This window comes from Pseudonocardia sp. Ae505_Ps2 (assembly GCF_001932425.1).
GTDB lineage: Bacteria > Actinomycetota > Actinomycetes > Mycobacteriales > Pseudonocardiaceae > Pseudonocardia.
Genome location: NZ_MCIP01000001.1, coordinates 1,004,639 through 1,022,464 on the forward strand (window position 1 = coordinate 1,004,639; position 17,826 = coordinate 1,022,464).

At 74.4% G+C, this 17,826-nt stretch carries 18 protein-coding genes; 15 read left to right on the forward strand and 3 right to left on the reverse strand.

What is annotated here, in order from left to right; all coding sequences use genetic code 11:
* Positions 1-55 precede the first annotated feature (55 nt).
* Both Ae505Ps2_RS04555 and Ae505Ps2_RS04560 read left to right on the forward strand, forming a co-directional pair.
* The gene (locus Ae505Ps2_RS04555; protein ID WP_198932229.1) at positions 56-760 is read left to right on the forward strand and encodes a DUF742 domain-containing protein; all 705 of its coding nucleotides are present in this window, start codon (positions 56-58) and stop codon (positions 758-760) included.
* Positions 761-788: 28 nt separating this feature from the next.
* Positions 789-1,358: an ATP/GTP-binding protein gene (locus Ae505Ps2_RS04560; protein ID WP_086002304.1), complete on the forward strand. Its 570-nt coding sequence runs from the start codon at positions 789-791 to the stop codon at positions 1,356-1,358.
* 78 nt (positions 1,359-1,436) lie between these two features.
* Here the strand turns inward: Ae505Ps2_RS04560 and Ae505Ps2_RS04565 are convergent, their stop codons facing one another.
* Entirely contained in the window at positions 1,437-3,767 is a 2,331-nt protein-coding gene (locus Ae505Ps2_RS04565; RefSeq protein WP_075553430.1) for a helicase-associated domain-containing protein, read from the reverse strand.
* 126 nt (positions 3,768-3,893) lie between these two features.
* Here Ae505Ps2_RS04565 and Ae505Ps2_RS04570 point away from each other — a divergent pair, with 126 nt between their 5' ends.
* Together Ae505Ps2_RS04570 and Ae505Ps2_RS04575 are read left to right on the forward strand one after the other, a co-directional pair.
* Entirely contained in the window at positions 3,894-4,076 is a 183-nt protein-coding gene (locus tag Ae505Ps2_RS04570) for a hypothetical protein (protein ID WP_020623622.1), read from the forward strand.
* A gap of 2 nt (positions 4,077-4,078) precedes the next feature.
* A complete protein-coding gene (locus tag Ae505Ps2_RS04575; RefSeq protein ID WP_020623621.1) occupies positions 4,079-4,681 on the forward strand; it encodes a nucleotidyltransferase family protein in 603 nt (200 codons plus the stop codon).
* Between the two features lie 72 nt (positions 4,682-4,753).
* Here Ae505Ps2_RS04575 and Ae505Ps2_RS04580 read toward each other — a convergent pair whose 3' ends face one another.
* Entirely contained in the window at positions 4,754-5,359 is a 606-nt protein-coding gene (locus Ae505Ps2_RS04580; RefSeq protein ID WP_020623620.1) for a transglycosylase family protein, read from the reverse strand.
* Positions 5,360-5,813: 454 nt separating this feature from the next.
* Here Ae505Ps2_RS04580 and moaC point away from each other — a divergent pair, with 454 nt between their 5' ends.
* From moaC to Ae505Ps2_RS04595, 3 genes are read left to right on the forward strand one after another with little or no spacing between them, the layout of a single operon-like run.
* Positions 5,814-6,323: a cyclic pyranopterin monophosphate synthase MoaC gene (gene moaC, locus Ae505Ps2_RS04585; RefSeq protein ID WP_075309812.1), complete on the forward strand. Its 510-nt coding sequence runs from the start codon at positions 5,814-5,816 to the stop codon at positions 6,321-6,323.
* Complete coding sequence (locus Ae505Ps2_RS04590) at positions 6,320-6,802, forward strand: MogA/MoaB family molybdenum cofactor biosynthesis protein (RefSeq protein WP_075309810.1); 483 nt, start codon at positions 6,320-6,322, stop codon at positions 6,800-6,802. The genes moaC and Ae505Ps2_RS04590 overlap by 4 nt, the downstream gene beginning before the upstream one ends.
* Positions 6,799-7,248 carry a molybdenum cofactor biosynthesis protein MoaE gene (locus Ae505Ps2_RS04595; RefSeq protein ID WP_020623617.1) on the forward strand — a complete coding sequence of 150 codons (450 nt, stop codon included), beginning with the start codon at positions 6,799-6,801 and terminating at the stop codon, positions 7,246-7,248. The genes Ae505Ps2_RS04590 and Ae505Ps2_RS04595 overlap by 4 nt, the downstream gene beginning before the upstream one ends.
* Positions 7,249-7,423: 175 nt before the next feature.
* Here Ae505Ps2_RS04595 and Ae505Ps2_RS04600 read toward each other — a convergent pair whose 3' ends face one another.
* Positions 7,424-7,951, reverse strand: a complete 528-nt coding sequence (locus tag Ae505Ps2_RS04600; protein WP_249265217.1) for a transglycosylase family protein — start codon at positions 7,949-7,951, stop codon at positions 7,424-7,426.
* A gap of 575 nt (positions 7,952-8,526) precedes the next feature.
* Here Ae505Ps2_RS04600 and Ae505Ps2_RS04605 point away from each other — a divergent pair.
* From Ae505Ps2_RS04605 to Ae505Ps2_RS33115, 8 genes are all read left to right on the forward strand, one after another.
* Positions 8,527-9,420 (forward strand): MoxR family ATPase, encoded by an 894-nt coding sequence (locus Ae505Ps2_RS04605; protein ID WP_020623615.1) that lies wholly within the window; start codon positions 8,527-8,529, stop codon positions 9,418-9,420.
* Positions 9,421-9,430: 10 nt separating this feature from the next.
* Positions 9,431-10,612: a VWA domain-containing protein gene (locus tag Ae505Ps2_RS04610; RefSeq protein ID WP_083695329.1), complete on the forward strand. Its 1,182-nt coding sequence runs from the start codon at positions 9,431-9,433 to the stop codon at positions 10,610-10,612.
* The gene (locus tag Ae505Ps2_RS04615) at positions 10,605-11,720 is read left to right on the forward strand and encodes an XdhC/CoxI family protein (RefSeq protein WP_020623613.1); all 1,116 of its coding nucleotides are present in this window, start codon (positions 10,605-10,607) and stop codon (positions 11,718-11,720) included. The genes Ae505Ps2_RS04610 and Ae505Ps2_RS04615 overlap by 8 nt, the downstream gene beginning before the upstream one ends.
* A 110-nt stretch (positions 11,721-11,830) precedes the next feature.
* On the forward strand, positions 11,831-13,228 hold the full coding sequence (locus Ae505Ps2_RS04620; protein ID WP_249265218.1) for an iron-containing alcohol dehydrogenase: 1,398 nt from the start codon (positions 11,831-11,833) through the stop codon (positions 13,226-13,228).
* Positions 13,229-13,250: 22 nt separating this feature from the next.
* Positions 13,251-14,675 (forward strand): histidine kinase, encoded by a 1,425-nt coding sequence (locus Ae505Ps2_RS04625; protein WP_084786199.1) that lies wholly within the window; start codon positions 13,251-13,253, stop codon positions 14,673-14,675.
* Positions 14,672-15,679 carry a response regulator transcription factor gene (locus Ae505Ps2_RS34170; RefSeq protein WP_349289820.1) on the forward strand — a complete coding sequence of 336 codons (1,008 nt, stop codon included), beginning with the start codon at positions 14,672-14,674 and terminating at the stop codon, positions 15,677-15,679. Before Ae505Ps2_RS04625 ends, Ae505Ps2_RS34170 begins: the two co-directional genes overlap by 4 nt.
* 483 nt (positions 15,680-16,162) lie before the next feature.
* The gene (locus Ae505Ps2_RS04635) at positions 16,163-16,909 is read left to right on the forward strand and encodes a DUF222 domain-containing protein (protein ID WP_075553431.1); all 747 of its coding nucleotides are present in this window, start codon (positions 16,163-16,165) and stop codon (positions 16,907-16,909) included.
* Complete coding sequence (locus Ae505Ps2_RS33115) at positions 16,906-17,610, forward strand: HNH endonuclease signature motif containing protein (RefSeq protein ID WP_075553432.1); 705 nt, start codon at positions 16,906-16,908, stop codon at positions 17,608-17,610. Before Ae505Ps2_RS04635 ends, Ae505Ps2_RS33115 begins: the two co-directional genes overlap by 4 nt.
* Positions 17,611-17,826: the final 216 nt, after the last annotated feature.

Sequence of the window (17,826 nt, forward strand, 5' to 3'; positions counted from 1 at the left end):
GACGCGTTACCGTCATGCACCCCATCCGAGGATCGACCAGAGCGGGTGAGATCCGATGACCCAGGACCCGGGCGGACACGGCCCCGAGCCGACGTTCGCCGACGTCATGAACGGGTTCAGCCTGGACTCCAAGCGCACGCCCAAGAAGCGCCGATGGGGGCGCAACCGTCCGGAGGACGACGTCGAGCCGGAGGGTGCCGCCCCCGCGCGCCGGGTCCCGCCGCCGAACCCGGGCGAGGTGACCGGCCCCATCGGCGGGTCGGCGGCCTACGGGCTGCCGCCCACCCCGGCCGAGCTGGAGGCCCAGCGGGGCGGTGACCGGCCGGACCGGCCGGCGCCGCAACCGGCCCAGAACACGGGGCAGAACCCCACGTACGACCCAGTGGCAGCGCCGCCGCCGGTGCCCCCGTCCGCGGGTGGTGCCGCCTTCGTCCGGCCCTACGCCTGGACGCGGGGACGGACCAAGTCGGGCTACGAGCTGGCCATCGAGACCCTGGTCTCGGTCAGCAACCGGGCCCGCAGCCAGCTGGAACGGCTGCCGATGGAGCACCGCTCCGTCGCCGACCTGCTGCTCGAGCAGACCCGCTCGGTGGCCGAGGTCGCGGCGCTGTTGTCGCTCCCCCTGGGCGTGGCCCGGGTGCTGCTCGGGGACATGGCCTCGAACGGCACGGTGACCGTTCACCAGACCGCGAGCACCCCCGGCAACGCGCCGGACCTCGCGCTGATGGAAAGGGTGTTGAGTGGACTCCGTCGGCTCTAGGCCACAGCCGCCCCAGCCCGCGGCCGGGATGGCCCGTGCCGCGACGATGTCGGCCAAGATCGTGGTGGCCGGTGGGTTCGGCGTCGGGAAGACCACCTTCGTCGGGTCGGTCTCGGAGATCATGCCGCTGACCACCGAGGCGGTGATGACCGAGGCGAGTGCGTCGCACGACGACCTCTCCGCCACCCCCAACAAGCGGTCGACGACCGTCGCGATGGACTTCGGTCGTGTCTCGCTGGACGCCGACCTGGTGCTCTACCTGTTCGGCACGCCCGGCCAGCAGCGGTTCTGGTTCATGTGGGACGACCTGGTCCGCGGCGCGATCGGCGCCGTCGTCCTCGTCGACACCCGGCGCCTGGCCGACTCCTTCGCCGCGATCGACTTCTTCGAGGACCGCGGACTGCCCTACGTCGTGGGTGTCAACGCCTTCGACGGGCAGCTGCAGCACAGCCTCGACGACGTGCGCGAGGCGATGTCGATCGACCCGGCCGTCCCGATGGTCGTGTGCGACGCCCGGCACCGGCAGTCGACCAAGGAGACCCTGATCGCGCTGGTGCAGCACGCGATGCACCAGCGGATGGCCGCCGGCGCCCGCTGACCCGTACCCGACGGCGGCGCCGGCACATCCCGTGCCGGCGCCGTCGCGGTAGCGCGTCCCTCCCGCGAGGGGACCCGTTCAGCCCCGGGCCTGGTCGCGCCCGGCCGGCTGCTCCGCCCCGGCGTCGACCGGGGCGATCGAGGTGATGCGGTGCAGCTGGATCCGGCGCAGCTCGCCGTCGAGCGCGTCGCGGCCCTCGACGTAGCCGCCGCCGACCGAGACCGGCGCGAGCACCCGGTCCCCGGCGACCCCGTGGGCGTCGACGTAGCCGATCCACACGGTCCGGCCCTCGCGCACGGCCTCCTGCAACGACGCCAGGTTCCCGGTCGCGCCGGTGAGCTCACGCCGCCCGGCGACGCTGTCGCGCACCCCGGCCAGGCGGTCCCCCGCCCGCAGTCGCTCGACCAGCTCCTCGGCCCGGTTCGTCGGGGACCGGTCGACGACCCGGCCGGCGTCGCGGGTGCCGCGCCGCAGCCGCGGCTCGGTGCGCCGCCCCTTCGGCCCGAGGTCGACGACGGCACCGCCCGCGTCCTCGGCGGCCGGGCTGAACCCGGCGGCCCGCAGCCCGTCGAGCACCTCGGCCAGCGGCAGCGAGCTGACCATGACGGTCGGGGCGATCCGGCGCAGCCCCAACTCCTCGGCCGCGGAGTGCGCGAGCACCTCGGACAGGAGCACCTCGTCGTCCGAGCGCAGGAAGCAGCTGACCGCCCCGCCGCGCAGCCTGCCGTGCCGGCGGGCGACGTCGTCCACCAGATAGGTCAGGGTCTGCGGGACCGGGGTGCGGGAGCGGGCCTCGAGGATCGCGCGGACGTCGTCGGCGGTACGGCCGGTGTCCAGTGCCCGGCGCAGGCTGCGCTCGGTGAAGCGGTACACCGTGGCGCCGCCCGCGGACTCGACCTCGGCCAGGATCGCGAGCTCGTGCGCGAGGTTCGCCGACAGCCGCCCGGGTGCGACGGCGGTCAGGTCGGCCTGCAGCAGGATCTCCTCCACCGGGGCGGGCAGCGCCGCGTGCAGTGCGGCGGCCAGCTCGGTGGGGTGCCGGGTGGGGTGCGCCGGGTCCGGGCGCAGGGCCGGGTCGAGCAGCACCCGTCCGGCCGTGGTGAGCGCGTCGAGGGCGACCACGCCGATCGCGGTGGCCTCGGCGACGGTCCAGCCGACCGTCTCGTCGCGCAGCCGGCCGCCGCGGCGCGGGGCGTGCCAGGCCAGCAGCCGCGCCAGGTCCTCCGGTGACCCGACCGAGGTGCCGGGTGCGAGATCGGCGAGCGCGTCCAGGACGCGACGGCGGTCCCGCGCGGCGGGGGGACGGCGCGGCCCGTCGGACAGGGCGGTGATCGGCTTGCCGGTCTCGTCGCGGCGCCCCACCAGCCCGGGCAGCCGCGGCAGCTCCAGCCAGGCCTGGGCCAGCACCGCCCAGCGGGACTCCTCCGGGCCGGTGCCCCAGACGTCCCAGGTGGTGGTCGGCAGCCACTCCGGGGTCACCGACTCGGTCGCCCCGACGAGGTCCGCGGCGTACAGGACCTCCAGAATCAGCGCCGCGGTCGGCTCGTCGGTGTCGGCCGCCTTCGCCGCCCGCTTGAGCTCGCGGACGCCGAACCCGCCCGACCGCAGCACCGGCACCGACTCCCGCGCCAGCCACTCCAGGAGCAGGTCGGTGCGGCGCAGGAACTCCAGTGCGGCCCCGGCGCCGGTGCCGTCGACCACCGAGGTCTCCCTGGCGCGCAGCGGGACGTCCGGCCGGGACCGGTCCAGCGGCCCCATCGGACGGTCGCCGCGCAGGGCCAGCGCGACCTGGCGGGGCAGCTCGACGGTGTCGGCGTCGCGGCGCACGAGCAGCCCCTTGTCGAGGAGCGACCCGACCGGTCCGGTGGAGCCGTTCGCGTTGCGGGAGCGGCCGACCGGCGGGCCCTGGGCGAGGACGTCGAGGACCTTGCGTTCGTCCTCGCCCACCCCGGCGAGCAGGGTGTCGAGCTCCGAGCTCGCGGCCGGACCGGTGGCGGGGGCGCCGAGCCCGGCGGGCCACGGCCCGACGACGTCGGCGGCCGCGGGGACCAGCGACACCGCGTCGTCCGGGCCCCAGGCCAGCGCGCGGTCGCGCAGCGCGGTGAGTCCCTCGGCGACGGTGGCCTCGTCCACGTCGGGGCCGAGCCAGCCGCGCAGGCCGGCGCCGGGGGTCGTCGCGTCGACCGGGGTCCGCCACGCCGTCGCCAGCACCAGCGCGTCCAGCACGGTCAGCGCCACGGTGCCGAGGTCCTCGCAGGCGCGCTGCACCGACGCCCGGATCGAGGCGCGGGTCGCGAGCACGGTGAGGTCGCCGGGAGGTGGGACGGCGAGGTCCGGACGTGCGCGCAGCAGCGCGGCGAGGAACCCGTCGTCCTGCCCGCGCAACCACTCGACCAGGGACGTCTGCATCGTCGCCAGGGTAGTCGGACGATCGCGGGCGCACCGGGGCGGACAGCCGCGCCCGCGTCCGCGATACTGGACACAGGACACTGCCGCGGTCCCGCTCGGGACCGGACGACGACGCTGGAGGACGCGATGGCCGCCAAGCCCGCGAAGCAGGACCGGATCCACCCGGAGTGGCCGCACTCCGAGGACGGCGACCACCCGGTCACCGAGCTCCTGGGCAGCGTCCAGGGAAACATGTCGCCGTTCGGTGACATCGAGTTCCCGGTCGCCAGCGTGCCCTACGAGCACCCGGTCACCGAGATCAACCGCTGACCGTGGTCGCCGGTCTGTTGCTCGCGGGCGGCGCCGGACGCCGCATGGGCACCCCGAAGGCGCTGGTCCGTCTGCACGGCGAGCCGCTCGCGGTGCGGGCGGTCAAGGCGCTGCAGGCGGGTGGGTGCGGCCCGGTCACCGTCGTGCTCGGCGCCCGAGCCGACGACGTCACCGACGTGCTGCGCAGCGCGGGCCTGGGCACCGACGGCAGTGACGTCGGTGTCGTGGTCGCCGAGGACTGGGACGAGGGCATGGGCGCGTCGCTGCGGCGCGGGCTGGGGTCGCTGACCCACCTGCCCGGCACCGGCGCGGCGCTGGTGCACCTGGTCGACCTGCCGGGCATCGGGCCGGAGGCGATCCGCCGGGTCGCCGAGGGTGCGGGACCGTCGTCGCTGCGGCGGGCCGCGTTCGACGGCGTCCCCGGACATCCCGTCCTGATCGGCCGGGACCACTGGTCGGGCGTCGTCGCACTGTCCTCCGGGGACTCCGGCGCCCGCGACTACCTGGCCGGCCGCTCCGATGTGGAGCTGGTCGAGTGCGGCGACGTCGCCGTCCCCGACGACGTCGACACCCCGGGGCAGCTGCGCCGCCTCGCCGGGACCTGAGCCGCCGCACCGGCCCCGACACACCCGTGCCCCGGTCCCTCCGCGAGGGGCCGGGGCATCGTCGTGCCGGGGTCAGATGTTGATGACCTGGCCGGGGGTGATCAGGTGCCCGGCACCGAGGCCCGGGTTCTTGGACAGCAGGTTCTTCCAGTTCGCGATGCCGTGCGCGGCCGCGATCTTGCCCAGGGTGTCGCCGGACTTCACCGTGTAGGTGCCGCCGGACGACGCCGCGGGGGCGCTGGCCTTCACCCGCTCCGGGGCCCGGGTGCCGGCGTCGGTCTCCAGGGTCCGCGGCGTGGCGGACCCGGATGCGCCGGTCTTGGACGAGCAGGACGGCCAGGCGTTCCAGCCCTGGGCGGCCAGGACCTTCTCGGCGACGGCGATCTGCTCGGCCCGGGTGGCCTGGTGCGCCGACGCGGCGTACTCGCCACCGCCGTAGGCCTTCCAGGTGCTCGGGCTGAACTGCAGGCCGCCGTAGTAGCCGTTGCCGGTGTTCGCGGCCCAGTTCCCGGTGCTCTCGCAGTGCGCGAGCGAGTCCCAGGTGGAGTCGGAGGCGGCGTTCGCGGTGCCCACGACGGTCAGCATCGGGGCGCCGAGGACGGCACCGGCGACGGCGGTCCGGACGATCGTGCGGCCGGCGGTGCTCGGTTTACGGTGTTTCCCACGGTAACGAGGCATGGCAGGTCTCCCGCGTGACGCCACCCGAACCGCACCCGGGGAGTGGGTGCCCGTACCGGCAGCCGGGGGAGCGGCCACCGATCCGTCTGACGATCGGCCCTGTCCCACACCGATACCTCGGGGGCCGGTGACCGCCGGACAGGGAGCGTTGCGGCACCGGAGCCCGGCCGCATGGGGGAGTCGGCCGAGCCGGGACCGAAGGTAGGTCACGTCAGAGCGACGCGAAAGTCGACGGCGACACGGCGTGGCGTCGGACGTACCGGACACCCGATGGCCAGGTCTCGCGTTTGCGCAGGTGACAAGCCCCGATCACGAACCGGAAACGTTCGCACAAACGGTTCGATCAGTTCCACAAACGTGATACAGATCACATCCATTGCTCCATCCGGAGGCCCCTCCTCGGGCACGCGGAGTGGCGAGGGCCACCCCGCCGAGACCCCCGTACTGTCGGGGCGTGACCACCGAGCACCGCCGGCCCGACCCCGCGCTCAGCCACGTCGACGACGCCGGGGCGGCCCGGATGGTCGACGTGTCGGACAAGCAGCCCGGCCGCCGCGCCGCCGTCGCCACCGGGACGGTGCACACCACGGCCGAGGTCGTGCGCCTGCTGGAGACCGACGGCCTCCCCAAGGGCGACGCACTCGCCACCGCCCGCATCGCCGGGATCATGGGAGCCAAGCGCACCCCGGACCTCGTGCCGCTCTGCCACCCCATCGCGATCAGCGGGGTGACACTGGACCTGGCGCCGGCCACCGACGGCGACGCCGGCCGGGTCGCCATCCGCGCCGAGGTCCGCACCACCGACCGCACCGGGGTGGAGATGGAGGCCCTGACCGCGGTCGCCGTCGCCGGGCTCACCCTGCACGACATGATCAAGGCCGTGGACCCGGGCGCCGTGCTCGACGCCGTGCGCGTCGAACGCAAGGAGGGCGGCAAGACCGGCCCGTGGGAGCGCGGGGCATGACCGCCGCACGCGCCGCCCGGGTGGTCACCGCCTCCAACCGCGCCGCGGCGGGCGTCTACACCGACCGCGGCGGGCCACCGATCGTCGCCTGGCTGCGCGAACGCGGCTACGACACCCCGGACCCGGTCGTCGTACCGGACGGGGAGCCGGTCGGGCAGGCGCTGCGGGCCGCCGTCGCCGACGGCGTCGCGGTCGTCGTCACGACCGGGGGCACCGGCATCTCCCCCACCGACGCCACCCCCGAGGTCACCCGGGCCGTGCTCGACCACGAGATCCCGGGCCTGGCCGACGCGATCCGCCGCGCCGGGGAGGAGAAGGTCCCCACCGCCGTGCTCTCCCGTGGCCTGGCCGGGGTCGCGGGCCGCACCCTGATCGTCAACCTGCCCGGCTCCCCGGGCGGGGTGAAGGACGGCCTCGGCGTGCTCGCCGGGGTCCTCGACCACGCGGTCGACCAGCTGCACGGAGGAGACCACCGATGACCGATCCCGCGACCACGCGGACCGCGACGGTCCTGCGTGCGGCCGTCGGCGAGGAGCCGCTCGACGTCGAGGAGCACGCCCGCCTGGTCGAGCACGCCGCCGCCGGCGCGGTCGTCACCTTCGCCGGTGTCGTCCGCGACCACGACGGCGGGAAGTCGGTGCACGGGCTGGAGTACAGCGCGCACCCGACGGCCGCCCGGATCGTCGCCGAGGTCGCCGAGCAGGTGGCCGCGCACTCCCCCGGCGTCCGGGCGCTCGCGGTGAGCCATCGCGTCGGCCCGCTCGACATCGGCGAGGTGGCCCTCGCCTGCGCCGTCGCCGCCGAGCACCGCCGGGAGGCGTTCACCGCCTGCGCCGAGCTCGTCGACGAGGTGAAGCGCCTGCTGCCGGTCTGGAAGCACCAGCGGTTCGCCGACGGTTCCGACGAGTGGGTCAACTCCACCTGAGCCCGGCTGCGCGCCCCGGAACAACGGCGCACCCCCGGAACGACGGAACGGCCCGGGTCCGCCTCCCCACGAGGGGAAGGGGACCCCGGGCCGTCGTCCGCCGGGGCGGGTGCTGGGGACACCGCGCGCCCCGTGCCGTCCGTCCCGGATGGCGGTCCGGGGACGGTCGGCGGGATCAGCCGAGGTTCAGGACCTGACCGACGCTGATCACGTTCACGTTGCCGATGCCGTTCGCGGCGGCCAGCTTCGCCACCGAGGTGCCGTGCGCGGCCGCGATCCGGCTCAGCGTGTCGCCAGCCTTGACGGTGTACCCACCGGCGGCCGGGGCGGCGGCCTTCTTCGGCGCGGACGCGGCGGGGGCCGACGCCTTCACGCGCTTGCTCGTGTCGGCCGAGTAGCCGGTGATGCCCAGCTTCTTCGAGCAGGACGGCCAGGCGCCCCAGCCCTGCGCGGCCAGCACCCGCTCGGCGACCGCGATCTGCTCGGCGCGGCTGGCGTTGGCCGCCGAACCCGAACCACCGAAGGCGGCCCAGGTGGACGGGGAGAACTGCAGCCCGCCGTGGTACCCGTTGCCCGTGTTGATCGACCAGTTGCCGCCGCTCTCGCACTGGGCGAGCTGGTCCCAGACGCTGTCCGGGGCAGCGTTGGCGGTGCCGGCGATCGCAGCCGTCGCACCGACCGCGACGACACCCGCCGCAGCCATGCGCAGGAGACTTCGGCCCTTGGGTCCCTTGGTCATCGTTTCGCTCCCACCGCGCCGGCCCGAGGACACACACACTCCGCACAGGAGGTCCCCTGGGCACAGGTGTGCCCGCCGTGTCGTCGCGGGTGCGTCGATCGGGACCGGGGAGCGACGTCCATGACGTCCGCGGAGGTGGTCTCTCTCGTCCCCGTCCCGTTCCGTTCCTCGACGGACCGGACAGCCGCGGGACGGGGGTGGTTCGGCGCGGCGGGTCCGGATGTGTTGCTCGTTCAGGTGGCCGATCCGGTGGACCGACCGACAGAAAGGTGAATGGGCGGAAAGAATTCGTCAACGAAGGGGCCCGTGAGCGGAATCACTGTAACAAGCGTGTAATTATCAGATTCTCCCTAAACGCACTGGTCAACGACGTCACATCACGGACCTATCACGCGGTCATGAACATTTCTGATTCGGAAGCAACTCGAACCTTCCGGGCCGCTCGTTCGTCCTCAGGGCGAGGTGCTCGACCCGCCCGCGCGGGGAGGAGGGCCCTCCTGCTGTGGCCTCGTTCACCGCTCGTCCTGCATGCTGGTTCGGTGAACGACACCGCACCCGGCCCCGGGAGCCCGGCCGAGCTCGCCGACGCGTTGCGCGCGACCGGCTATCTCGCCGACGACGGTCTCGCGACGGCGGCCTTCCTCGCCCTGCGCATGAACCGTCCGCTCTTCTGCGAGGGCGAGCCGGGGACCGGTAAGACCGCGCTGGCCCAGGCACTGGCCGCCACGCTGAACGCACCGCTCATCCGTCTGCAGTGCCACGACGGCATCGACTCCGGTCAGGCCCTCTACGACTGGGACTTCCCCCGTCAGCTGCTGCACCTGCGCACCCTGGAGGCCGCGAGCGGCCGCGACGGGTTCGACCCCGACACGGTGGAGGCAGGTCTCTACGACGAGCGCTTCCTGCTGGCCCGCCCGATCCTGCAGGCGCTGCGCACCAGCCCGTCGGTGCTGCTCATCGACGAGATCGACCGCGCCGACGACGAGTTCGAGGCCTTCCTGCTGGAGGTCCTCACCGAGCACGCGGTGACCATCCCGGAGCTCGGGGAGGTGCGCGCCGCGACACCGCCGGTCGTCGTCCTCACCTCGAACCGGACCCGGGAGGTGCACGACGCGCTCAAGCGCCGCTGCCTCTACCTCTGGCTGGAGCACCCGAACATCGAACGCGAGATCGAGATCCTGCACAGCAGGCTGCCCGAGGTGCCCGAGCGGCTCGCCGCGTCGGTCGCGCGGGCGGTGCAGAAGCTGCGCCACACCGACCTGATCAAGCCGCCGGGCGTCGCGGAGACCCTGGACTGGGCGCGGGCGCTGCAGCTGATCGGCGCCCGGCACCTGGACCCGGAGTCGGCGGCGCGCACCCTCGGCGCCGTCCTCAAGTACCGGGAGGACGCCGACCGGGTCCACAAGCAGCTCGACACCCTGCTGGCGTCCTGACCCGGCCGCGATGACCGTTCCCCCGAGCCCGTCCCCGGCGGCCCCGCCCCGGCCGCCCGCGGCGGAGCCCACCGGCACCACCGACGAGCTGCTGACCGGATTCGTCGGGTTCACCGAGGTCCTGCGCGCGGCCGGGGTGCCGGTCACCCAGGACCGGGTGACCGCCTACCTGGAGGCGCTCGACACCCTGGACGTGACCGACCGGGACCAGGCGTACTGGGCCGGCCGGCTGACGCTGTGCGCCGACCCCGACGACATCGTCCGGTACGACCTGGCGTTCCCGTCCTGGTTCGAGCCGACCAGCAACCGTCCGTCGAGCAACCGCGACGACCGCCCGCCCGCACCGCCGAAGCTGGCCGCACTGCTGCCGGGCCGCGAGGGCGGGGAGGACGACTCCGACGACGCCGACGGCCCGCAGATCAAGGCCGCCGCGACCGGTGCGGAGATCCTGCGCAACCGCGACGTCGGGGAGCTCTCCCCCGCCGAACGCGAGCACCTGCGCCGGCTGATGACCCTGCTCAGACCGGAGCCGCCGACCCGGGCGTCGCGGCGGCGCAGACGGAACCGGCACGGTGAGGCCGACCCGCAGCGCACGTTGCGCGCGGCGCTGCGCAACCAGGGCGAGATCTTCCGGCTCGCCCGGCGCGACACCTCGCGCCGGCCGCGCAAGGTCGTGCTGCTGATCGACGTGTCCGGCTCGATGGAGCCCTACGCGGACGCGCTCGTGCGCTTCGCCCACGTCGTCGTCCGTCGTTCGCCGCGCTCGGTCGAGGCGTTCACCCTGGGCACCCGGCTCACCCGGATCACCCGTGAGCTGCGGCTGCGCGACCCCGAGCACGCACTGCGCGCCGCGGGAAGAGCCATCCCGGACTGGTCGGGCGGCACCCGGCTGGGCGAGGTGCTGCAGGCCTTCGTCGACCGCTGGGGACGCCGCGGGGCGGCCCGCCGGGCGGTCGTGGTCGTGTTCTCCGACGGCTGGGAGCGCGGTGGCACCGAGCTGCTCGGCACCCAGGCCGAGCAGCTGTCCCGGCTGGCCCATCGGCTCGTCTGGGTCAACCCGCACGCGGGCAAGGACGGCTACGCCCCGGTCCAGGGGGGAATAGTCGCGGCCCTTCCGCACTTGGACGACCTGCTGGCCGGGCACAGCCTGGACACGCTGGAGAAACTGCTCGAGGTGGTGCGCAATGCGTGACGTGATCGACCAGCTCGAAGGCTGGTGGCGCAAGGGTGAGCCGGCCGCGCTCGCGACGGTGGTCGGGACCTTCCGGTCCGCACCGCGCCAGCCGGGGGCCTCGATGCTCGTCGGCCCGGCGGGCGAGGCCGTCGGCTCGGTCTCGGGCGGCTGCGTCGAGGGCGCGGTCTACGAGCTCGGGCAGCAGGTGCTGTCCGAGGAACGACCGGTCCTGCAGCGCTACGGCGTCTCGGACGACGACGCGTTCGCCGTCGGCCTGACCTGCGGCGGCATCCTCGACATCTTCGTTGAGAAGGTGACCCCGGAGACCTACGAGCAGCTCGGCCGCATCGCCGAGGCGATCCGCGACGAGGACCCGGTCGCGGTGGCCACGGTCGTCGCGGGCCCCTCGGAGCTGCTCGGCAAGCGGCTGATCGTCTGGCCGGACAAGACCGAGGGCGGCACCGGATCGGACCGGATCGACGACGCGGTGCGCGACGACGTCCGCGGCCTGCTCGACTCCGGCCGCAACGCGACGCTGACCTACGGCGTCCACGGCGAGCGTCGTGGGGAGGGGCTGCAGATCTTCGTCGAGTCGTTCGCGCCGCCGCCCCGCATGATCGTGTTCGGGGCGATCGACTTCGCCGCCGCGGTGGCGCGGATGGGCAGCTTCCTCGGCTTCCGGGTGACCGTCTGCGACGCCCGGCCGGTGTTCGCGACCGCGAGCCGCTTCCCGGGGGCCAACGAGGTCGTCGTCGAGTGGCCGCACCGCTACCTGCAGACCGAGGCGGACGCGGGCCGGATCGACCAGCGCACCGCACTGTGCGTGCTCACCCACGACCCGAAGTTCGACGTGCCGCTGCTGGAGGTGGCGCTGCGGCTGCCCGAGGTCGGCTACATCGGGGCGATGGGCTCGCGACGCACCCACGACGACCGGCTCGAGCGCCTGCGCGAGCGGGGCGTGACCGAGGCCGAGATCGCGAAGATGTCGTCGCCGATCGGGCTGGATCTGGGCGCCCGCACCCCGGAGGAGACCGCGGTGTCGATCGCCGCGGAGATGATCGCCCAGCACTGGGGCGGCGAGGGCATCCGGCTGGCCGAGCGCGAGGGGCCCATCCACGCCTCCTGACATCCCCCCGCTTTCGGCCAGGTCCGCGGCGTGACGTGCTCGCCGCCGACCTGCGGCTCCGCGCGCCGCCCGCCGATCGAGAGGCCGGGAAAGAGGGGTGTCCCTGTACCGTGGGACACACGCTCGTGACCGAGCCGCCCGCCGTCCGGGGCGGGCCGTCGACCATCACGGAGCAGGAGGAGGGCAGCGTGGTCCTCACCGGTCAGGCAGGCACCGTCGTCCCCGGGCACGGGGCGGACCGCGCCGTGCCGCGGGAGACGGTGCTGGTGCTCGACGGCGAGACCGGCGGCGCCGGTGCCGAGGAGGGGTACACGGTCCGCGCGGCGCAGTGCCCGCGGGAGCCGCGACCGCGGCTGTCGAAGTTCCACGCGCCGGAGATCGTGTTCGGGCCCGACTCGCTGCCCGAGACCGCCCACGCCGCGCTGCGTCTCGGGGCGCGGCGCCCGTTCGTCGTCACCGACCCGGGGGTGACCGCGGCCGGGTGGCCCGCCGAGCTCCTGCGCCACCTGCGCGCCGCCGGTCTGCGGCCCCAGCTGTGGAACGAGATCACCCCGAACCCGAAGGACCACGAGATCCAGGCCGGGTTCGAGCGCTACGAGAGTTCCGGCTGTGACGTGGTGATCGGCATCGGCGGGGGCTCGGTGATCGACGCCGCGAAGGGCGTCGCCCTGCTCGCGGCCAACGGCGGCACGATCCTCGACTACGAGGGCATCGACCGCATCGCCAACCCGATCCCTCCACTGGTGATGGTACCGTCGACCTCGGGCACCGGCGCCGACGTCTCCCAGTTCTGCATCATCACCGACACCGAGCGCCTCACCAAGATCACGATCATGGGCCGCGCACTGGTCCCGGACGTCTCGGTGATCGACCCGCGGCTGCTCGTCACCATGCCGGACTGGCTCAACGCCGCGACCGGCCTGGACGCGCTGACCCACGGCATCGAGGCGTTCGTGTCGCTGGCCCACGGCCCGCTGACCGACACCCACGCGCTGCACGCCGTCGCACTCGTCCACGCCAACCTGCCGACCACGATGATCCGCCGCCACGACGACGGCCCCCGCTCCGCGATGGCGCAGGCCGCGCTCGAGGCGGGCCTGGCGTTCACGAACGCGATCCTCGGCGCCACGCACGCCATGAGCCATCAGGTCGGCGGCATGCTCGACCTGCCGCACGGCCTGATCAACGGCGTGCTGCTGCCGCACGTGATCCGGTTCAACGGCTCGGCCTCCGACGCCGACGCGGCGCGCTTCGTCCCGATCGCCCAGGCCATGGGGCTGCCCGCCCGGCCCGGGATGCCCGGCGACGAGGCCGTGGACATGGTCGCGACCGAGGTCCGCAAGCTGGCCGACGAGGTCGGCGTCCCGACCGGGCTCGCCGCCATCGGGGTGCGCGAGGCCGACGTCCCGCGACTGTCCCGGCTCACCCTCGGCGACGCCTGTCTGACCACCAACCCGCGCACGGCGAGCGTGGAGCAGATCGAGGACCTGTTCCGGGAGGCGCTGTGACGCCGTCGCGGAGGCCCACGCGGTGACCGCCGCCGCCCGCTTCCCGCGCCGCCGCACACCCGCCCCGTCCTCGTCGCCGGCCGCCGCGGGTCGGGCCCGGCCCGACCTCGACCAGCTCACCGGCCTGCGGACGGGCAAGCCGTCGTTCTACTCGGAGTACCGCGAGGGGGCCGAACGGCTGCGCCGGGTCATCGTCGCGCTGGACCGGATCTCCGCCGCGCTGGTCCGCACTATGGAGGGCTCCGAGGCGCTGGTCCGCGCGGTCGCCGACGCGGCGGCCGACCACCTGTCCGCGGACTGGGTGGTGCTCGGGCTCGTCGACGGCGAGCTGCCCGACGCCGCGCCGCGGCACGTCGTCCTCGGGCCGGACGGCGTCGAGTGGGCCGACCTGGCGTCGGTGCCCGAGCGCGTGCGCCGGCACGTGGAACGGCTGCACGCCGGCGACGGCCACCACGACCACGACGACCACCAGCACCAGCACCAGCACCACGACGACCGGCATCACGACGACCAGCGCCCCCGGCACCTGCACGTCCCGATCCGGCTCGACGGCCGCACCGTGGGCGGGTTCGTCGCGTGGACGCCGCCGGAACGCCACATCGACGACACCGACCATTCGGTGCTGCGCATCCTGGCCGGTCAGACGGCGTCGGCGCTGCAGAACTGCGCGCTGCTGGAGCGGGCCGAGCGACTGCACGCGCGCACCGCGGCCCAGGCCGAGGACCTGCGTGTCCGCAACGACGAGCTGATGCTCACCCAGCAGGCGCTCGGCGCGGCACGCCAGCGGGAGGTCCTCGACAACGAGCGGCACCGCATCGCCCGCGAGCTGCACGACAGCGTCACCCAGTACGCGCTGTCGGCCGGGATGCACATCGAGCTGTGCCGGTCGGAGATCACCGATCCGGACCTGCTCCAGCACCTCGACACCGCCAAGGACCTGACCCGGCGGGCCGTCGAGCAGCTGCGGTCGGCGATCTACGCGCTCAACGACGACGACCACGCCGACAAGGACCTGCCGTCGATGCTGCGCCAGCTGTCCACCGTGCACATGCCCGACGAGCTGCGGGTGGAGGTGACGATCGGCGGGGCCCCGGTGCCGCTGCCGCACGAGCACGAGCAGTCGCTGTTCCGGATCGCCGGCGAGGCGCTGTTCAACACGGCGATGCACGCCTCGGCGTCGCGGGCGGTGGTGCGGCTGGCCTACGCCGGCGGTCGCGTCCGCCTGTCGATCTCCGACGACGGCGGCGCCTCCCCCGAGCAGATCCGCCGCACGCTGCGTGCGGCGTCGGTCCGCGGCCCCTCCGGGGAGCACCGCGGCCTCGTGAACATGGACGCCCGCGCCCGCGAGATGGGTGGGACCCTGCGGTTCCGCCGCTCGCGGATCGGTGGGCTGCAGGTGCAGGTGGACGTCCCGATCGGGACGCCGGGGCAGGAGGAGCTCGGATGAGCAGCGGCACACGGACCGCCCCGGGAGGCCCCGGGGCCGCACCGGTACCCACCGCGCCCGCCGACGGCAGGGCGGGACTCGGCACCCGTCGCGGCCCCGGCCACGACGGTGTGCCTCCTGGCCCCGGGCAAGGCGGTTCCGGACTCGGCCGCTCCGGGCAGGGCGGCTCCGCGGGTAGCGCTGTCGTGCCCGGGCAGGGCGGCTCCGTCGGCAGCGCTGTCGCGCCCGGGCAGGGCGGATCCGGACAGGGCGCTGGGAATCCGCCGGGTGGTGGGGTGCACGGGGCCGGCGGGACCGCCGCGACCCGCACCGGCCCTGGTCCCGGCTCCGGCTCCGGCTCCGGCTCCGGCTCCACGAGCGTCGCGGCACCGCCGATCCGGATCGTGCTGGTCGATGACCACTCGATCATACGGCAGGGGCTGCGCGCGGTTCTGGAGCGCGAGGACGACCTGCGCATCGTCGGCGAAGCCGGCAGCGCTCCGGAGGCGTTCGCCGCCGTCGCGGCCGGCCGGCCTCAGGTGGTGCTGCTCGACCTCAAGCTGGCGTCCGGCCCGCAGACCGACGGTCTCGAGGTCTGCCGCAGGCTGTGCGCCGACCACCCCGGCATCGGGGTGCTGGTGCTGACGACCTTCGCCGAGGACCGTCTCGTCGTCGAGTCGGTGCAGGCGGGTGCCCGCGGCTACGTGGTGAAGGACGTCGACACCACCGAACTCGTCCGCGCCATCCGCGCGGTGTCCCGCGGGGAGAGCGCGTTCGACGCCCGGTCGGCATCGGCGATGGTGCGGTCGCTCTCCGGCGGGATGCCCGACCGGGAACTACTGACCGACCGCGAGCTCGACGTGCTGCGCCTGCTGGCTCGGGGGCTGTCCAACCGCGCGATCGGCGCCGAGCTGTTCATCTCCGAGACGACGGTCAAGTTCCACGTCGGCAACCTGATGCGCAAGCTGATGGTGTCGCGCCGCGCCGAGGCGGTCTACGCAGCCACCAAGCTCGGCCTCCTCTGACACCACCCACCCCCCGCCGCCGCCCCTCGCCCGACACCGCGGCACGGCGGCACCGCGGCACGGCGGCACGGCGGCACGGCGGCACGGCGGCACGGCGGCACGGCGGCACGGCGGCACGGCGGCACGGCGCGAGGATGTGCGTTCCGCGGAACGCGGTCTGACTTTTCGACGGCCGTCACGGGGCGGTCGGCAGCGCGATCGGTCAAGATCGGAGCGCCGGTCGGACCGGTCGACCACCGCCCCGATCGCGTTCCGCGGAACGCGGTCCTGGTCCTGGCCCTGGCCCTGGCCCTGGTCGACCGTTGGGTCGGCAGGGCCGACGGGTCCCGTTCCGCTTCGTCGACCTCTCGGCATCCCGACCAGCAGCCGCGTTCCGCGGAACGCGATCGTCCCAGGCCCCGTCCTCCGCCGGGCTCGAAACTGTCGGACCCACCCGGCACACTCGTCTCGAACACACGTTCGACGAAGGAGAGTGTCGTGCCCATGCCCGCCTCGACGACCACGACCACGCCGGCCGGTGAGCTGAGCCTGCCGGACCTCGAGTCCGAGCTCCTCGGTCTCGCCGGCCACATCGCCGCCGCCGAGTGCCGCTTCCTGCGACTGCTCGCCGAGTTCGACGACCGCGGCGGCTGGTGCGGGGTCGGCGTCCGGTCCTGCGCCCACTGGCTGACCTGGCGGGCAGGGATGAGCCTGCGCACCGCGACCGAGCACCTGCGCGTCGCGCACGCGCTGACCCGGCTGCCCCGGATCACCGAGGCGTTCGCGGCCGGCCGGATCTCCTACTCCAAGGTCCGGGCCGTCACCCGCCTCGTCGGCGCGGAGGACGCGGTCCTCGACCGCGTCACCGCCCCGTCCCCGATGGGTCCCGCCACAGAGCCGCTCCGGGACCCCGGCAGCGACCCCGACGCCGACGCCGACCCGGGAGTGCATGCCGGCTCCGGCGTGCCGGACGCCGAGAGGGCGGAGGAGACCACCACGCCGCCCGCCGACAGCGGCGACACGGTTACGCACGACGACACGGCGAGCGAAGCGGCGGTCGTCGTTGTCGCTCCGGAGCCGCAGGGTGACGCCGGGGCTGTCGCCCTTCTCGGTGCCGCGGCCGGGCCCGACGCCGAGCAGGTGCTCCTGGACCTCGCCCTGGGCGGGACCGCGAGCCATGTCGAGACCGTCGTCCGCGCGGTGCGTCGACGCTGCGCGCCGCCGAGCGACGTCGCCGCCCGGCGCGGGTGAGCTGGCACCACGACGTCGACGGATCCCTGGTCGTACGAGCCCGGCTCACTCCCGAGAACGGCGCCCTCCTGATCGCCGCGATCGAGGCCGGGGTCGCCGCAGCGCTCCCGACTCCCGCCGGCCCGACCGACAGCGACAGCGACGATCCGGCCGCACGCGAGGGGCGGCGGGCGGGATGGGGCGGGGTCGATCCCCACGAACAGGCCCGCCGCACGGAAGAGCAGGCACCGGGCGCGGTCGTCGACTCGCTGGCGGCCCGGCGGGCCGACGCTCTGGTGGACCTGGTCGTCCGCGGGCCCGGCGCGGCCGGCGCCGCGGTGGTGGAGCGGGGCTCGGCGCGGGTGACGGTCGTCGTCGACGCAGGGACCGGCACCGCACGCCTCGCCGGTGGGCCTGAGATCGCCGCGAGCACCGCCGAGCGCCTTGCCTGCGACGCCCGGGCCCAGGTGCTGCTGAGCGATCGCACCGGGAACCGGATGTACCTCGGTCGGAGCAGGCGGCTGGCGAGCCCGGCACAGATCGCCGCCCTGACCGCCGACGGTGGCGGCTCCTGCCGGTTCCCGGGGTGCCACCACACCCGTCACCTCCATGCTCACCACGTCCGTCACTGGCTGCGGGGCGGGCCGACGGACGTCGACAACCTGGTCCTGCTCTGCTCGTTCCACCACCGTCTCGTGCACGACGACGGGTACCTGGGGTGAGTTCTGCCGGTCGTAGCACTTGATCTTGGCGAGTTGGGCGGGACAGGATGTTCCGTGCGTGAAATGTTGATGTTGTCGGATCGGGAGGAGATCTCGAGGGGTCTGGCGGAAGGCTTGTCCTACAAGCAGATCGCCTCGGTGGTGGGTCGTGATCCGTCGGTGATCTCTCGTGAGGTCCGTCGCCACGGCGGACGCCACGAGTACCGGGCCGCGGCA